The 16,132-nt window shown below is 64.4% G+C and carries 13 protein-coding genes; all 13 read right to left on the bottom strand.

Annotated features, from left to right (window positions below; genetic code table 11):
* Complete coding sequence (locus I9P22_RS01190; RefSeq protein ID WP_199257598.1) at positions 1–3,087, bottom strand: type I restriction endonuclease subunit R; 3,087 nt, start codon at positions 3,085–3,087, stop codon at positions 1–3.
* Between the two features lie 30 nt (positions 3,088–3,117).
* A complete protein-coding gene (locus I9P22_RS01185; protein ID WP_199257597.1) occupies positions 3,118–4,338 on the bottom strand; it encodes a restriction endonuclease subunit S in 1,221 nt (406 codons plus the stop codon).
* A complete protein-coding gene (locus I9P22_RS01180) occupies positions 4,335–6,773 on the bottom strand; it encodes a type I restriction-modification system subunit M (RefSeq protein WP_199257596.1) in 2,439 nt (812 codons plus the stop codon). Before I9P22_RS01180 ends, I9P22_RS01185 begins: the two co-directional genes overlap by 4 nt.
* A 71-nt stretch (positions 6,774–6,844) precedes the next feature.
* A complete protein-coding gene (locus tag I9P22_RS01175; protein ID WP_068767562.1) occupies positions 6,845–7,225 on the bottom strand; it encodes a hypothetical protein in 381 nt (126 codons plus the stop codon).
* Positions 7,222–8,544: a recombinase family protein gene (locus tag I9P22_RS01170; protein WP_199257595.1), complete on the bottom strand. Its 1,323-nt coding sequence runs from the start codon at positions 8,542–8,544 to the stop codon at positions 7,222–7,224. Before I9P22_RS01170 ends, I9P22_RS01175 begins: the two co-directional genes overlap by 4 nt.
* Positions 8,541–8,996 carry a DUF2924 domain-containing protein gene (locus I9P22_RS01165; RefSeq protein ID WP_199257594.1) on the bottom strand — a complete coding sequence of 152 codons (456 nt, stop codon included), beginning with the start codon at positions 8,994–8,996 and terminating at the stop codon, positions 8,541–8,543. Before I9P22_RS01165 ends, I9P22_RS01170 begins: the two co-directional genes overlap by 4 nt.
* A 196-nt stretch (positions 8,997–9,192) precedes the next feature.
* Positions 9,193–10,875: a DEAD/DEAH box helicase gene (locus I9P22_RS01160; RefSeq protein ID WP_199257593.1), complete on the bottom strand. Its 1,683-nt coding sequence runs from the start codon at positions 10,873–10,875 to the stop codon at positions 9,193–9,195.
* Between the two features lie 11 nt (positions 10,876–10,886).
* Positions 10,887–11,516, bottom strand: coding sequence for a hypothetical protein (locus tag I9P22_RS01155; RefSeq protein WP_199257592.1), 630 nt, complete (start codon positions 11,514–11,516; stop codon positions 10,887–10,889).
* 2 nt (positions 11,517–11,518) lie between these two features.
* Positions 11,519–12,415: an ATP-binding protein gene (locus I9P22_RS01150; protein ID WP_199257591.1), complete on the bottom strand. Its 897-nt coding sequence runs from the start codon at positions 12,413–12,415 to the stop codon at positions 11,519–11,521.
* On the bottom strand, positions 12,412–12,705 hold the full coding sequence (locus I9P22_RS01145) for a hypothetical protein (RefSeq protein ID WP_199257590.1): 294 nt from the start codon (positions 12,703–12,705) through the stop codon (positions 12,412–12,414). Before I9P22_RS01145 ends, I9P22_RS01150 begins: the two co-directional genes overlap by 4 nt.
* Before the next feature lie 176 nt (positions 12,706–12,881).
* Complete coding sequence (locus I9P22_RS01140; RefSeq protein WP_199257589.1) at positions 12,882–13,493, bottom strand: sigma-70 family RNA polymerase sigma factor; 612 nt, start codon at positions 13,491–13,493, stop codon at positions 12,882–12,884.
* 163 nt (positions 13,494–13,656) lie between these two features.
* Positions 13,657–14,814, bottom strand: a complete 1,158-nt coding sequence (locus tag I9P22_RS01135) for a hypothetical protein (protein ID WP_199257588.1) — start codon at positions 14,812–14,814, stop codon at positions 13,657–13,659.
* Entirely contained in the window at positions 14,786–15,976 is a 1,191-nt protein-coding gene (locus tag I9P22_RS01130) for a hypothetical protein (protein ID WP_199257587.1), read from the bottom strand. The genes I9P22_RS01135 and I9P22_RS01130 overlap by 29 nt, the downstream gene beginning before the upstream one ends.
* Between the last annotated feature and the right edge of the window lie 156 nt (positions 15,977–16,132).

Below are 16,132 nucleotides of genomic sequence, written 5' to 3'. Positions count from 1 at the left end.
TCAGTATTCATCATGCGACCGAATGATCTCGATGATGCTGTCCACGGCGTCCTCCGCATCGAGTATCTCCAGCAGTTTTCGCCGCAGCATCCGCTCCTTCATCTTGTTGCCGCGCCATCCCGTCTGAGCCGTGCTGCGGATCGCGGCATCGACCGCCATCGTCGTGGCCTCGTCCTGAGCAAGGTTGTCGAAGAGCGCCTTGCGCCCCGGTGTGGTCATGGTCGACGGGTATTCGCCGCCATGCCCGGCCTTTACCGCCCTGACCAGTTCCGCGATCTTTTCCAAGTATTCCGCGTAGGCGATGGCGTCGTCCTTACGTTTCTTGACTAGGTCGGTCAGCAGCTCGGACATTCGTTCGTAGAACTTCGGGTTCACCGGCGTTTCGTCGATGATCAGCCTGCGCACGTTGTTCTCGATGGCTTCGGCCACGTTCTCGCGCTTCTTCTTCAGGGAACTCGGCAACTCCCCCTCGACTGCCGCCCCCTTGCTCGCCACCAGATCGATCAGGCTGATGTCGTCCAGGTGCGAGATCACCTCGGACTCGTCCGCCTTGATGTAGGTGTCGATCAGGTGCCGCATCGCGGGCTCGAACTGCTTCATGTCCAAAGCATCGCCGCTGTGCAGGCGCACCGCATCGCGCAGCGAAATCGCCCGTTCCACCTCGTTGCGGTACTGCCCCAGCTGCAAGTCGTTCACGCCCGAGGCTGCGGGATCATCGGCCACCGATGCGAACGCCCGGGCATAGGCCCCTGCCAGTTTGTAAAGCGCCTGACGCCGCCGGGCCTTTTCCTCGGCCTGCGGATCGGTCTCCCACCCGCCAGGACTGGAGAAATAGGCAAGCACCTGGTCGTCGCCTTTGGGCTGTTCAACCGGATCAAGCAGCCCGAACCAAGCGTCGCGCGCGGTCATCAGATCCTCGCCCGCCTTTTCGGCCCGCGAGGAAATCAACCCCTCGACATCGGCAGCATCGAAGGCGTCGAAGGCGCCAGAGGTGTAATCTTCGACGGCCGTTTCGATGTTCTTGAACAGATCCTTGTAGTCGACGACATAGCCGTAATCCTTGTCGTCCCCATCGAGGCGATTCACCCGGCAGATCGCCTGGAACAGCCCATGGTCGCGCATCTGCTTGTCGATATAGATATAGGTCGCGGTCGGTGCGTCGAAACCGGTCAGCAGGCGGCTGACGACGATCAGCAGCTTCATCTGCGCCGGTTCCTTGCGGAATTTCCGCAGCGCCTCGGCCTCATAGGCCTCTTCATCCGTGCCCAGATCGGTCATCAGCCGGTCATAGACGCGATAGACGTACTGCTTTTCCGTCTCGCCCATCCCGGCCTCTTCGCCGGTCAGTTCCGAGGCGTTGCGGGTGTAGGACGTGACGATGGCGCATTTCCCGGCGAGATCCGAGCCGGAATTGCGGAAGATCTCGAACAGCCTGCACGCCTCGGGGATCGAGCCCGCCACCAGCATCGCGTTGCCGCGGCCAGCCTTGAGCCGCGGCTTCAACTCCATGTCCATGATGATGTCATTGGCGATCTGTTCCAGGCGATCCTTCGAGGACAGCACGCGCTGCAGCGTGCCCCATCGCTGTTTCAGGGTCGCCTTGGCCACCGGGGTCAGGCCCTTGGTCTTGGCCTCGAACCATTCGTCGATCTTCTTGGGCGAGGCCACGCGCTGGTCGATATCGCGCGCCTCATACCGCAGGTCCAGCACGACGCCATCCTCGACCGCCTCGTTGAAGCGGTAGGGTGTGCCGATATAGGGGCCGAAAACCTCGAGCGAGGTCTGCTTGTCCGACCGCAGAAGCGGCGTGCCAGTGAAGCCGAAGAACACCGAACCCGGCAGGATCGACCGCATCGCGCGGGCCAGCTTGCCCGATTGGGTCCGGTGCGCCTCGTCGATGAAGACGAAAAACTCGCCCACCGGTGCGCCGATCTGGCCGCGCTGGATGTCGGCGATCATGGTGCCCAACTCATCCTCTTCCCGCCGCCCGAACTTGTGAACGAGCGAGGACACCACCCGATCCTTCGGGTCGGCCAGTGCCGCCAGCAGGTCGGCGCCGGATTTCGCGCGGCGCACCTTGTCGCCGGTGTTGCCGAACACCGCCTCGATCTGCTCGTCCAGTTCCTTGCGGTCTGTCACCACCAGGATACGCGCATCGGGCCGCGCCTCGCGGATCCAGCGGGCCAGCATGACCATGATCAGGCTCTTGCCCGAGCCCTGGGTCTGCCAGATGATCCCGCCCTTCTTCGCCGCCACCGCCTCTTGCGCGGCCTTCACGGCGAAATACTGGTTGGGGCGGGCGACCTTCTTGATGCCTGCATCGAACAGGATGAAATCGTTGATCAGCTCCAAGAACCGCGCGGGGGTCAGCATCTGGGCCACGTCGCGGTCCAGCGGGTTTGCGGTCGCGCTCTCTTCTTTCCAGGCCAGCCAATAGGGCTGCGGGGTCTGGATCGCGGCATAGCGCAGGCCCTGCATGTCGTTGCCTGCGAATGTGATCTGCACCGTGGTGAAGAAATGGCGGATGAACTCGGGGCGCTGGTTGTCCAGTGTCTGGCGGATGCCCTCGCCCAGATCGATGGTGGATTTCTTCAGCTCTACCACGCCCAGCGCGATGCCGTTTACATACATCACCAGATCGGGGCGCTTGTTGTAGGCCTTGGGGTTCTTGGCGGTGATCGCCACCTCTTCAGCCAGCCCGAGGTCATTGGCGGCGGGGTTGTCCCAATCGACGAAGCGCACGGTGACCGGGGCCTCGCCGGGGCCGGGGGTGACCTGAACGCCATAGCGCAGCATGTCATAGGTGGCGCGGTTCGCCTCATAGAGCTTCAGCCCGTCCATCCGGGCGGCGCGTTGCAGTTCGGCAATGGCCTTGGTTGCAACCTCGGGGTCATGGCCACGGGCCAGCAGCCAGGGGCGCAACAGGGCGGGCTCGATATTGGCGTTGGCTTGTCCGGTTTTTTCGGGGCGCTTGTGCCAGTCGCCAAGGTAACGCCAGCCGAGGCCGCCGACCGTGCCAGAGGTATCGCCGCACATCTGCGCGATCATGCGGTTCTGCGTGGCGCGTTCCGGATCGCCGATGGCCATGGAAATACCCCCTTGGAAACTGTCACCCAGTCAGACCAGCCTGACCCGCCCTGTCAAAAGATTCTGCATCATCCCCTCCTTCACCGCCCGCGCCTTGGCGAGGCGGGACTCGAGGGTCTGGATTTCGGCGTCCATGTCACGAAGAACAGCAGCGATTGCCTTCTGTTCGTCAACGGAGGGCAGCAAAACCTTCAACTTGCGAACGTCCGAATTGCTGATTGCGGGATAATTCGAACCGGCGATAACCTCGTCGATCTGCCGCCCGATCACATCGCTCATGATCAACTCGAAAAGATAGCCGGGGATGCACTTTTCGGTGCGTGGTCGCAGAACGGCAAAGCCAGTGGAACCGATCCAATCCGAGCCGGGTCGGTCGAAAAGCATGTGGGATTTCAGATTAGGCCGGACTGTCCCCAAGAGCACATCATCTTTCTGAAGGATGCGACGCGCCCGAGACGGCGCTGATCCAAAGGCGACATCTGCCCAGCCGGAGAGAACTCCTTGATTAACATCCTCCAAAGAAATGTAACGAAAGGCATAGTCCTTTGGGGTTCCGGCGCCGAGAGCCTCTGGGTCAACATGTGCAACGTCTGAAATCGTGGCCTCCTCCCACTCCCCCGAGAACCCCGGGAGGCGGCGGCGGGCGGTGAGGAGGTCTTGCATCGCGCCCTGCTTGATCAGGCGCTTCTTGGCGATCACCCGCTCCAACCCCGCCACCACCCCATCCGCATCCGACAACGCGGCGGCGATGGCCTGTTGTTCGTCCGGGTCGTCTGGATATCGGATAACGGCCGATCCGAGGATTGCCTGATTGAGTGACGGCATGGTGGTTCCGGATGCATTTTGAAGAAGCCAGCCCTGAACTTGCTTGCTCCGCATCGCATGACCGAAAAAGATGCTATTCAGGCCATCCTTCACTCGGATTGAAATGCCGTCTGAGCCGAGAAACCAGCCTACATGCTCGGGTAAGACCCGTGCCGACCTTTCGACTCCGCCCTTTCGCCCGAATACGATATCTCCTTCCTTAAGAAGATACTGAGGCAGTCTGCCTGTAACCTCTGCCTCTACGCGAGGCGTTTCGTCTGTTACGCGCAGGAAGCCATCACGAATTTCACCCACAGAGATCACGGGCACACCATCCGGCCCACCATATTCGGATGCCTTCAATAGAGTGCCGAAAGGGCCGGTTATGATTGATGCAATTTTTCTAACGGGAACTTCATGCCATCCCGAGGCAACAGCCCCACTCATCCCGCCACCCCCATCGCCGCCAGATGCAAGGCCACCCGCGCCTCCAGCCCGGTCAGATCCTGCATGATCTGGGCCAAGGTCTGGCCATAGCGTTCGGTCAGCACCCGCACCCGGGCGGTCAGCGTCTCCGTCCGCGCCTCGGCCTCGGCCCCGATGGCCGCCGTGATGTCGGCCAGCCACTTGTCCTGCACCACAAGGGTCTGGATCTCGCCCATCGTCAGGGTGGGGTATTTCTTCAGCACCGCTTCGGTCAGCCGGGCCTCGGCCTCTTTCGCCGCGCGTTTCGCCTCGGCCTCGCCCTCGAACAGCTTGGCCGCTTCTTTCAGCAGGGCCTTCTCATCCGGCTCGATGGTCCTGTCCTTCAGACGCGCCTTCACCCCGCCCGCCGTCAGCTTGCCGCCGTCGGCCAGAAGGTCCTCGAACAGCCCGCCCTCGGCCCCGTGTTCCTCGGCCAGTTCCTCGATCTCGCGCCCCAGTTCCTCGGCCCTTGCGGTGGCCTGATCCAGCGTCGCCTTCAGGACAGCAAAGAAGCGCGCCGTGATCAAGGCGGGCGGGATCACATCGGCCACAAGGCGGACCTTGTTCACCGTCAGGTCGCCCTCTTCCAGCCACTTCACCTTGCCGTCGTCGCTGGTCTCCTTGCGCGCCTCGCGCAGATCACGCGCCGCCAGCCAGCCGCCGCCCGCGATGATGAACACATCGTCCTGCATGGTGGCGGCCCAATAGGACATCAGGCGCTGATAGGCCTCATACTTGTCGATCAGGGGCGCGGCGTCGAAGCGGGCCAGCATATCCTCGGCAATCGTATGGATCAGGTCGCGCGGGTGGTCGCCCTGTTGGATGCCCATAAGCAGGGGGGTGTTGGCCGTGATCCAGCCTTTCAGGATGGCGGTGACCTGCGCGCGGAAGGCCGCGAAATCCGGGTGGTTGCGGATGGTCGTGCGCACCTGATCGGGGACGACCAGCGGATCGGCGTAGCCCTTGCGCGGGTTCGGCCCGAAGAGCGTGGCGCGCAGCGTGGGCATGACGGCCCAGAACTCGCCCAGCGCGTCAATGTCCCTCTCCGGCACGCCGCCATGCAGGTGGGCGGTGATGTCCTGCAGATCCTCGGGGTCGGAGCCGTCGATGTAGCGGGGAATGTTGAGGTTGAAGTCATTACGGGCGATCTCGTCGAAGGGGACGAGGCGGGAATAGCCGGGGATCGTCTGGGCGCGCGTGAAGGCGTCGATGATCTTGTGGATGTCCCGCTCGCGCAGGCGGTTCTTGTTGCCGTCCTTGATGAAGCCCCTGGAGGCGTCGATCATGAAGACGGGGCGGTTGGCGGTGGCCTCGGACTTGTCGAGCACGATGATCGAGGCGGGGATGCCGGTGCCATAGAATAGGTTTGCGGGCAGGCCGATGACGCCCTTGATGTAGCCCCGTTTCAGGATCTTCTCGCGCAGCTTCGCCTCGGCATTGCCACGGAAGAGGACACCATGCGGCAGGATGACTGCGCCCGAGCCCGTGGCCTTCATCGAGGCGAGGATGTGCAGGAGGAAGGCGAAATCGCCGTTCTTGGCGGGCGGTTCGCCATCGTCGAACCGGCCGTACTTCGTTTCCGAGGTCAGCCCGGCGGCCCAAGCCTTGGCCGAAAAGGGCGGGTTGGCAACAACGAAATCGAAGGTCTGCAGGGTGTGGGCGTCGGCCAGGAAGTGCGGTTCGGCGATGACATCGCCCTGCGCGATCTCGGCTGTGGCGCGGTTGTGCATGATCATATTCATGCGCGCGAGGCCGCGGGTGGCGATGTCCATCTCTTGCCCGAAGATGGTGATGGGCACGCGGGCGGTCTCGGCAGCTTTCAGCAGCAGCGAGCCCGAGCCGCAGGTCGGGTCGTAGACGGTTTGCTTCGGGCTGGTCGCGCGGCTGACGCCCGCCACGGCGGCGACGACGCGCGAGACCTCGGCCGGGGTATAGAACTGCCCCTTGGACTTGCCCGCCTCGGTCGCGAAGTTGCGCATCAGGTATTCGTAGGCGTCGCCGAGGATGTCGTCGCCGTCGGCCCGGTTCTTCGAGAAGTTCAGTTCTTCTCTGCTGAAGATGTTGATAAGCGCGGTCAGCGTGTTGATCATCTTCTGGCCGCGTCCGAACTTCTCTGCGTCGTTGAAGAAGGCCCGGTCGATCACGCCACTGAGGTCGTTCTCTTCGGCGATGCGGGCGATGATCGTGTCCATCCCCTCGCCGATGTTCTTGGACCCGCGCAGGGCCTTCATGTCATCGAAGGATGCGCCTGGCGGCACCTCGATCAACGCGTCGGGCTGGCCCGCGCGGTCGGAGACGTATTTCACAAAGAGGAGGGTGAGGATGTAATCCTTGTAAAGCGAGGCATCCATGCCGCCGCGAAGCTGGTCGCAGCTTTCCCAAAGGGATCGGTATATGTCGCTCTTCTTGATGGCCATTTGATGCCCCTGCCAATTTCTGATGCCCCCTCTTGGCAGCACGGTTTGGATAGGGTGCTCAGGGGATTGCGCTATCTATCCGATGTCTGTCTTGACCATTCAACCGGAAACGGCTCCAGAACCCGCGCAAGTGTCAACTCCGGCCGCTGCCTTCCATCCAGGATCGCCTCAACGATATCTGGCGCCAGAAGGGTCAGGCGCAAGAGGCGAGCCATGTAAGTGAAGGCGATCCCTTCCATCTCAGCCAGTTCGGAAATCGACGCGAACTCGCCCGAGTCCAGCATCCGCTTCCAGCGAAACGCGCGGGCCAGTGCCTTGACGAGTGCGTCATCGGGGCGGCGCGGGGTGGACGCGCCTTCGGGCAACTGCATCTCCTTACGCCCCCCACGCTTCACGAGGCGGAACGGGACATGGATGGTGACAGTATCGGGGACCGGGGTGGCGCGGGTCATGCGGCTGCTCCTATGTCGGCGGTGATTTCGCGCGCCAGCCCGGCCAGTCCGTCCATACGCAGCCGGACGTTCAGGCCTTCCGTGACGATCTCGACCCGCTCGACCAGCAGCGCCACGATGCGCGCCTGCTCGGCCGGGAACAGATCGTCCCACAGCGGGTCGAGCCGAATCAGCGCCGCGCGCGCGTCGGCCTCGGTGATCTCACCGTCCTGCACCCGCGCCGCCTTCCATGTGCCCGCGACAATCTCAGGCTGGCGGAACACGGCGCGCAACTGCTCGATGACGGCCGCTTCGATCTCGCCCGCTGGCACGCGACCGATGGGGCATGCCCCCGCGCCATGCTTCAGCACCGTCTGGCTGACATAGTAGCGATACAGCCGCCCGCCCTTGCGCGTGTGGGTCGGCGAGAAGGCCGCGCCATCGGGGCCGAACAGCAGCCCCTTCAACAGCGCGGGCGTGTCGGCGCGGGTGCGCGCGGCGCGCTTGCGCGGGCTCTCCTGCAGGATGACGTGAACCTTGTCCCAAATCTCGCGGTCGATGATGGCGTCGTGCTCGCCGGGATAGCTGTCGCCCTTGTGCACCGCCTCGCCGATGTAGGCGCGGTTGCTGAGCATCCGATAGATGTATTTCTTGTCTATCCGGTTGCCGCGCGGCGTCCGGATGCCGCGTGCGCCGACCTCTCGCGCCAGTTCCGTGCAGGAGCCGATTTCGAGGAACCGGGCGAAGATCCAGCGCACATGCTCGGCGGTTTCTTCGTCGACCACCAGCTTTCGGTTCTCGACGCGGTAGCCGAAGGGCGGCACCCCGCCCATCCACATGCCCTTCTTCCGGCTGGCGGCGACCTTGTCGCGGATGCGTTCAGCTGTGACCTCGCGTTCGAACTGGGCGAAGCTGAGCAGGATGTTCAGCGTCAACCGCCCCATCGACGTGGTCGTATTGAACGACTGGGTGACGGAGACGAACGTCACCCCGTTCCGGTCGAACACCTCGACCAGCTTGGCGAAATCCGCCAGCGAGCGGCTGAGGCGGTCGATCTTGTATACGACGACCACATCGACCAGCCCGTCCTCGATATCCTCCAGCAGCCGTCTCAGGCCGGGGCGTTCGAGCGTGCCGCCCGAGATGCCGCCGTCGTCATACTGATCGTGGACGAGCACCCAGCCCTCGGAGCGCTGGCTGGCGATGTAGGACTCGCATGCCTCACGCTGGGCGTGGAGGCTGTTGAACTCCTGTTCCAGCCCTTCCTCGGAGGATTTTCGGGTGTAGACCGCACAGCGCAGCTTGCGGACGACCTTCGATTTCTCGGGCGGCTTCGTCATGTCCGCCCCCTGTGGTTCTTCAGCCCGAAGAAGGTCCACCCGTTCCAGCGCGTGCCGGTGATGGCGCGGGCGATGGCGGACAGCGACTTGTACGGCCGACCTTGCCACTCGAAGCCGTCGGTGGTGACGGTGACAACCTGCTCGACACCCTGCCATTCGCGCAGCAGCCGCGTGCCCGTGATCGGGCGGTCACGGTCGGCGCGGATGCCGCGCTTCCTCTTGTCCCCGCCATCCAGTTCCTCGCCCAGCCGCTCCAGGCGCCGGATCGTTTCGGGCTTCAGCCCGCCGTAGGCGAGTTCCTGGATGCGGTATGCCAGTCGGGACTCGAGATAGCGACGGTTGAACGGCGGCGGCTCGCTGTCGAACAGATCGCGCCACTGCTTCTTCAGGTCAGGCGTCGGCGTGGTCTTCAGCGCGGCCAGGCGCGCGGGGATGGGATCGGGCTTGTTCATGCATTTCTCCGGTGCGTTGGAGTTGCATGACGGCACTGGTCGGGCGGATAGTGTAGGCAACGTTCTCCACTATCGTCAGATACTTCGCCCCCATCCCGCATCCGCAACCGGACCAGCCCGAGCGCCAGCAGGCCGCACAGCTCGGCGCGGCGCTCTGCGGGCGTCATCTGGTCGGGCGGGAGCGGATTGGGGCGTTTCATGCGGCCGACCGCTCCGCACGGCCAAGAACGGCGGCGGTGATCGCGCCACGGTTCCAGCGGAAGTTCAGGTGGCAGTTGGCGGCGTATTTCGACAGGCTGAAATCCAGTCCGTTGGCCTCGTGCCCCGCGCGCTGCAGCAGGTCCATCTGTTTCATCGTCGCCGGGTCGTTCAGCCAGCGACGGCTCTTGATCGAGGCGGTCCCCGTCTCGGTGGCGCGCAGGAAATCGTCTGCGGCGGCGAGTGCCTGCACCCGGGTGCCGATGGCGAGCGGCCGGATCGCCCTGCCTTTCGGCTGTCCGAGCCCGTGCCAGAGCGCGCCATCATGGAACACCCCGGCCCAGCCATTGAACCCGCTCGCCATCATCGCCTGGCCGTCGCCATGCAAATCGCACCAGGCGAACGGGGACCGCTCCAGCAGGTCGATCTCCATCATGTCGAAGGCGGTCAGCAGTCGAGCCTCTGCTCGTTCCCGCGTGAAGACGTGACCGCAGAAATCACAGACCGATGCTCCAAGCGGCAATTCGGCCTCGCAGGTCGGGCACAGTTTCCACGGTGCCTGGCCAGGCTCAGGATCGTCCTCGTCGAGGATGATCTCCTGTTCGAGCGACCCGTGCCGGAGCGCCGCGCCCGCGAAGTCGAGAACGATGCAGTCGGTTTTCACGATGCCGGGAAAACGCGCGGGATCGACCCGCCGCAGGCCGCGACCGACTGCCTGGATGAAGGTGCCCTTGTGCAGCATGGGGCGCAGGATGCCGATGCAGCCGACGGGCTGGCTGTCGAACCCTTCCGTCAGGACCATGCAGTTCGTCAGCACCTGCACCTCGCCCCTGTCGAACCGGGCGATGAGGTCGGCGCGCGTCCGCGATGGCATCTCGCCCGAGATCGTCTCGGCCGTGACGCCGGCCGTGCGAAATGCCGCGGCAACCGCATCGGCATGGTCGACCGTCGCACAGAAGAAGATGGTGCGACGGTCCGCTGCCTTCGCCTGCCAGTGTTCGACGACGGCCTCGTTCAGCACTGAGCGGTTCAGCACCTTGTCTGCCCCGCGCATGTCGAAATCGCCCGCGGTGGCGCCCAGCCCGGCCAGTTCGTCCTCGACGCCGAGATCGATGGTGTAGGTGCGCGGTGGCACCAGGAGACCGCGACCGATCAGCGTGCCGATCTTCAGATGATAGCCGACATTGCTGAAGGTGCGGCGCAGGCTGCGGCCATCGCCGCGACCCGGCGTGGCCGAGAGCCCGAGCAGCTTGATCTCCGGATTGAGCGCCCGGGCCTCGTCTATGATGGATTGGTAGCTTTGCGCGGCGGAGCGGTGGCATTCGTCGATGACGAGATGCGAGACCGGCGCCATCCGCTCGCGCCGGTTGGCGCGCGCCAGGGTCTGGACGCTTCCGAAGACGATGCGGCCGTCCCAGTCGTCCTGCTCGGCCTTGACCACCGAGGTGGCCAGTCCGGTGACAGTGCCGATGGCGCTGCGGTTCTGATCGATCAACTCGTCGGTGTGCTGCAGCACCAGGACGCGGTCGTGTCTGCGGTGCTCCAGCTCCTCGCCGATGTAGAAACCGGCGATGGCGGTCTTTCCCGCCCCGGTGGGCAGCACCAGCATGGTGTTGCCATGTGCGGCGGTGCGGTCGCGGGCGGCATCGACCGCCGCCCTTTGATAGTCGCGTGGAATCATGGCCGTCCCCCTCAGCGTGCCCAGAAGGGCGCGGAGCCGGAGGACGACGCGCCCGTCTGACCCATGCCGTTGTCCGCAAGCTGCGGGCCCGAGGCGGTGAACTGACCGTGCTGCGTTGGCTGGGGTACGCTGCCCATCACCCGAGCGTATTCGGCATGGTCGGCGCCGAGCGCGGCCTTGATTACGTTGCGCCCGGTGTCGTCGGGCTTGTCCTTGTCGCGCTCGATGCCGATGCGCGCCACGAACTCCAGCCCGCTCAACTCGCCGAGGCTGCGGATCATCCGCGCGGCGCGGGCGGCGTTCGACTGGTCATCGGCACGCACACCGCGGGCGGATTCGAGGATGCCGCGGATCATGGCGCGCCCGCGGTTGCCGTAGGTGTCGTCGCCGGGACCGCCCGCAGCCTTTCCGCGAAAGCCGATGCGGGTGTAGATGCGACGCCGCGCGAACGGCCCCTCCATCACGACAGCCTCGGTGTTGAGGTAGAGGGCCGGGCTCGTCTTGCTCTGAGTCAGCCAGCCTTCCGGGCCCGCGCCGCCGGGGCGGACGGTGAGGCAGACCTTGACCAGCGTGTTGGCCGGGATGAGGTCGAAAGCGGCATCCTGCGTGTCCGCGCCGTTGAAATCCATGTCGCTCGCCATTGTCATGCTCCTTTCGTCGTCGGGGGATTGGGTGCGGTGGCGTCCGCGGGCAGATCGAAGTTCAGGCGGGCGGCGCCCTCTGGGCGCGGACCACGGATCTTCGCCATGAGCCGCCCGAGATGAGCGGGCTCGATCATCGACAACCGGCCGCTGCGGTCCTTTGCAGGCAGCCCGAAATCGTTGATCGTGGTGCAGATGAACGCCCTGAACGGGTCACCCTTCTCGGGGCGCAGTTCGGTCAGGGTCACGACTTCGTCGACGATGCCGGGCAGTTCGAGTCCGGTCTTCGAGCCCTCGATCTGCATCGAGAAGAAGGGCTTGCCGAAGTCGTCGAGCTTGCGGTCGAGAAGACCGACCAGCCAAATGTTCTTGGCGGGCGTGTGCTGCAGATGTGTGAGCCAGCCGATCATCTCCTGGCCGAGCAACCCATAGGTCGCGCGGAGATCCGGCTTGCCGGTGCGGTCGGACTGGGCCTGGGATTGGCCCTTGCACCACTGAAGGCAAATGCGAGAGGCGACGGAGATGCTGTCGACGAAGACCGTGTCGTACTTGTCGAGTTGGCTGGCGGGACCGAAGGCCGCGCAGACCCGCGTGAAGTGCCCTGGCCCATAGGACTGGTCGTCCCGCATCGCCGGGTTGGCGCCGCCGATCCAGGCGGCCAGATCGCGGGCGACCTCCCAGTCGCGGATGCGGATCTCGTCGCCGGGCCAGCCCTGCACGGCCAACTCGCCCGCCTCGAGGTTCAGGAAAAGCGTTCGCTGCGGATCGAGGGTCAGCAGCTGCGTGGTCTTGCCGATGCCGGAGGTGCCCGTGAGCACCCCCTTGATGCCGCGCGCCTCGCGCAGGCGTTCATCGGCCGTGATGATGCGGAGCGGCCCGCCGCCGAACGGGGCGCTCACTTGCCGCTCTCCAGATCGCGCGCGGCCGCCGAGATGGCATTGTCCGCTCCACAGGCGCCCTGACGGCGCGCCATCTTCAGCACGTCACCGAGCGCGCCGGTCAGGCTGTAGAGGTCGGATTGCTGTCGCGCCAGGGCGACAAGGGCAAACTCGATCTCGTCCACCGTGGCGCGTTCGATCGGCACGACCTGGTCCGGCCTGTCGAAGACCGCCGGGACGTCGATGTTGTCGGGAAGCATTTCCAGCCAGCGCAGTTCGCGCAGGCGCTTCAGAGGGGTAGTCTTGAACATGGTGACGCTCCGTGTTGTCGTCGGTTGCTGTCCAGGGATCGTCGGGAAGACTGCTGCCGGGCCTGACGCCGCCCTGGAGCTTGCGGTCGGAGTGTTTCCCCGCGTGGGGGTGTTGCATTCCTCCGAGGGCCCGGCATGAAACTGGCGGACCGGGTCATCGCCGGTCCTGTTGTCACCTACCGGCGGGCTTCCGAGACTGTCGGGGCGGTGCCGAGATATGCCGCGAGATCAAGCGCCTCGGCCGCCGTCCGGATGGTGGCGAGCCGTGCGTAGACGGTGCTCCTATGGATCCCGAGGGCTTCGGCCGCTTCCGTCGGCGACATGTCGATCAGCGCCAGCGCGAGGGCGCGGCAGGTCGGGGTCAGGCCAGCAAGGAGCCGCTGGACATCTCGCACCAGCCCGAACGCCTCGTCCGTTGCGCGTGTGACGGCGGCATGCGGCATCGCGCTGTCGGGCAGCGTTTCCGCGAGCGGCAGCATCTCGTCATCGCCGCGCCCCTCGGCGGGGCTGTCGAAGTCGATCCAAGCCCGTTCGGCCCGCAGCCGTTCGGTCGGTGCGGCCAACGTGGCGATGCGGTTCGCCAGCACGCGGTCGGCGAAAGTGTCATACTGACCGCGGGAAGGATCGAACTTCCCGTCCCGGCGATAGAGATGCAGCCGCAGATCCTGCTTGATGTCCTCGGCGTCCATTCCGGGGACGGAACCCGAGCGGGCCAGCCGTTCGGCGCGAATGGTGATGTTGCGGGAGACGCGCGAGCGCGCGTCGCAAATGGGGTGGAAACGCTCCATGAAGTTTCGCCTTCGTCCAGGTGGACGGGCACGCGGCCCGAGTGACCGGGACCGGCGAAAATTCGTTGGAGGGCCTCGAAATCAGGGGGATCGGAGAAGCAAAAACCCCACGAAACCTTGCGGTTTCATGGGGTTGGGTGGGATGAAAAAAGTTTGGAAAGAGTCAGTCGTCGTCGGCGAAATTTCGGTCGCGCTGGTCGGATCGGCCCTGCTTCAGACTGCTTGCATCGACTAGGAACCGTGCCTCGTAACAATCGTCAGCGCCTGAGAACGGGTCCTCGTCGATCCCGAACCGCTCACGCAGTGCTGCGGCGAGAAGTTGGCGCTGCTTTTCGTAACCACGCTGGAACTGCCCGAGAATGCGAACGATATCGCTCGCCGGGCGGCGCCCCTTGATGGTGGAAATCGGAAAGGACCGAGGCAATGCCCCGCCAAGTGCGGCGCAAACAAGGAGTAGCCGCCACTGGCGGTTCGGCTTGCCGTTCCGCTCATCGCGCATGCCGATCTGGTCCGGTTCAAGGCGCGCCGGAGCCTGCCCAAGATAGCTGACGTTGAGCACGGCCTCCTCGCGAAACGCGAAGCGCAGATCGGACCACCGTGCATTCGCAGGCAGAGTCATCACCGGACGCTGGGCGACGTCACCTGCGTTCGCCAGTGCCGCGATCTCGGGCGCGAAGAGATCGACAAGTGGCATGGCAGCGACGAATCCCTTGCGCGGTGCGAGGGCGAAATGGAGGCATTCGGCCCACGTCAGAACACGCCCTTGCCGTGCCGCAAGAAAGGCCGAAACGTCCGGGTCAATCGCGCCGAGCGATGTCACCAGCAGGACGAATGGTAGATTGCGGCGATCGATGTCGAGGACGTCTGCCCGGCTGAGCGGCGCGCGCGGGCTTGTGAGCGCAGCGAACACCGGAAAACTCCGGCCGGCGGCAATGGCATGATCGCCGATGTGCAGAAGGGCCGCCCCGCGCGAAGGCGCGGTGGAAACGACAAGGCCAAGCGCCGTGGCAATGTCGGCGAATAGTCTGCGGCGGTCGAGTTCACGGATGCGGATATCGTCGGAATTGATGTCGAGGGTTTCGCAGAGTCGCCCCGGATCGCTGCAGACGGCACGGACCGAGCCGCCGGCATGTCGCACGACATGGCGCGGGCAATGTTCCCCTCCGGGCCAGGGATAGTCGATACGTTCTGCGTACTTGGAGGTCTCCGGAAGGTAGCGTTCGACCTGGGTCCAGCAATCCGTCAGGTCCACCTTCCAGTCGCGCGTGTCGGTCGCGTGACCGGGAACGCGCTCAATCGTCCTCCAGAACGCCGACGTCATCGTCCTCATCTCCGACGTTGGGGCGGCAAAATCCCTGATCCTTGAGCCAGCGGTCGATCAGATCGCTGTCGGCATCACGGTCATAGCGCGCGAGGCTCGGCGGGAGAATGGCAACCGTCCGCTCCTTGCCATCCCCATCGAACTTGACCTTGAAAACGGCCCGGTCGATGGAACCGCCCGCAAGGCGCCGCTCCCAATTGTCGTCCCAGGCCATGAAGAGGTCGTTCGCCTTGCGCACCTCCTTCTCCTTGGCCTTTCCGCCCCAGAAGCGTTCGATTTCGATCAGGCGCACCTTGACGATCTCGGAGACAGTGTCGTTGTCGAGCGATTTCTCGCCCTTCTCCAGCAGCGGATCAAGGGTGAAGCGGTTCGAGCGATCGAAGTACTCCTCGTCCCCGAAGATGACCCCGCCGAACGTCCGCAGGTAGAGCTCGGTCTCGCCTTTCGTCCCTGCATTGACGGCAAGTTCGTCAGACTCGCCGTCATAGATGACGACGTCGTGCTTCTGCGGTCGGTAGTAGGCGATCCCCGATCCGCCATCATCCTGATGTCGCCCCTCGCGCCGCATCGGCTCGCCATGCCGGACCATGAACCACGTCTTCGTCCCGCGTGGAAAAGCAAAAACCCGCGAGCCCTTGCCGCGGCGTTTGCGGTCGAACCACTCGTCCATCTGCTCCTGCATGATGGCGGTCTGTTCGCCAGTCGGGTCCGGAGCCGGTCGCGGCTTGCCGCTGTGCCCCGCGAAATAGATGAAACGCGAACGTGTGAATGCCACGGTCTCGGCATGCTGACGTCGCAGCAGATCAGGTTTCTGGAGCCAGATCTGCAGGGCGATGTCCGCATCGGATGGTTCCTCACCGGCCTCGATCGTGAGACCAGCCCGTCCTGCCGCCTCGATCAACTCCTCGGCGGTTTCCTTGGTCGCGGTCTCGTGCACGTAGAAAAGGGCGTCGACCATTTCGGGCGGCACGTTTTCGTCGGGCTTCATCAACACTGCAGCAAGATCGTCGTAGGGAAAATCCTCATCCGCTTCGACCGGAAGTTCAAAACCCCGCGCCGAAAAATATTCCGCCCACGTCGCGAAGAACTTCAGTAGGTGCTTCGGCGAAATGCTCTTGAGGCGATCAGGGTTGGTGAAGCTTCTCGGGTTGAATGACGCCATGCGCGACGCGGCTCCAGGGTGAATCGGGGAAATTTCAGGCTATCGGCAGAGTTGTGAACGCACAAGTCCATGTTCCCGAAGTGTTCCGAACCGCACATCCGACAGTCAGGACAGCCAGCCGGTAGGTGAGGAGAGCATCTGGAGCTCTCCCATGAC

It is taken from the genome of Paracoccus binzhouensis (assembly GCF_016446475.1).
In the GTDB taxonomy this organism is placed as follows: Bacteria; Pseudomonadota; Alphaproteobacteria; order Rhodobacterales; family Rhodobacteraceae; genus Paracoccus; species Paracoccus binzhouensis.
Note: the sequence above shows the minus strand (reverse complement) of the source record. Positions and strands in the feature narration are given on the sequence as shown.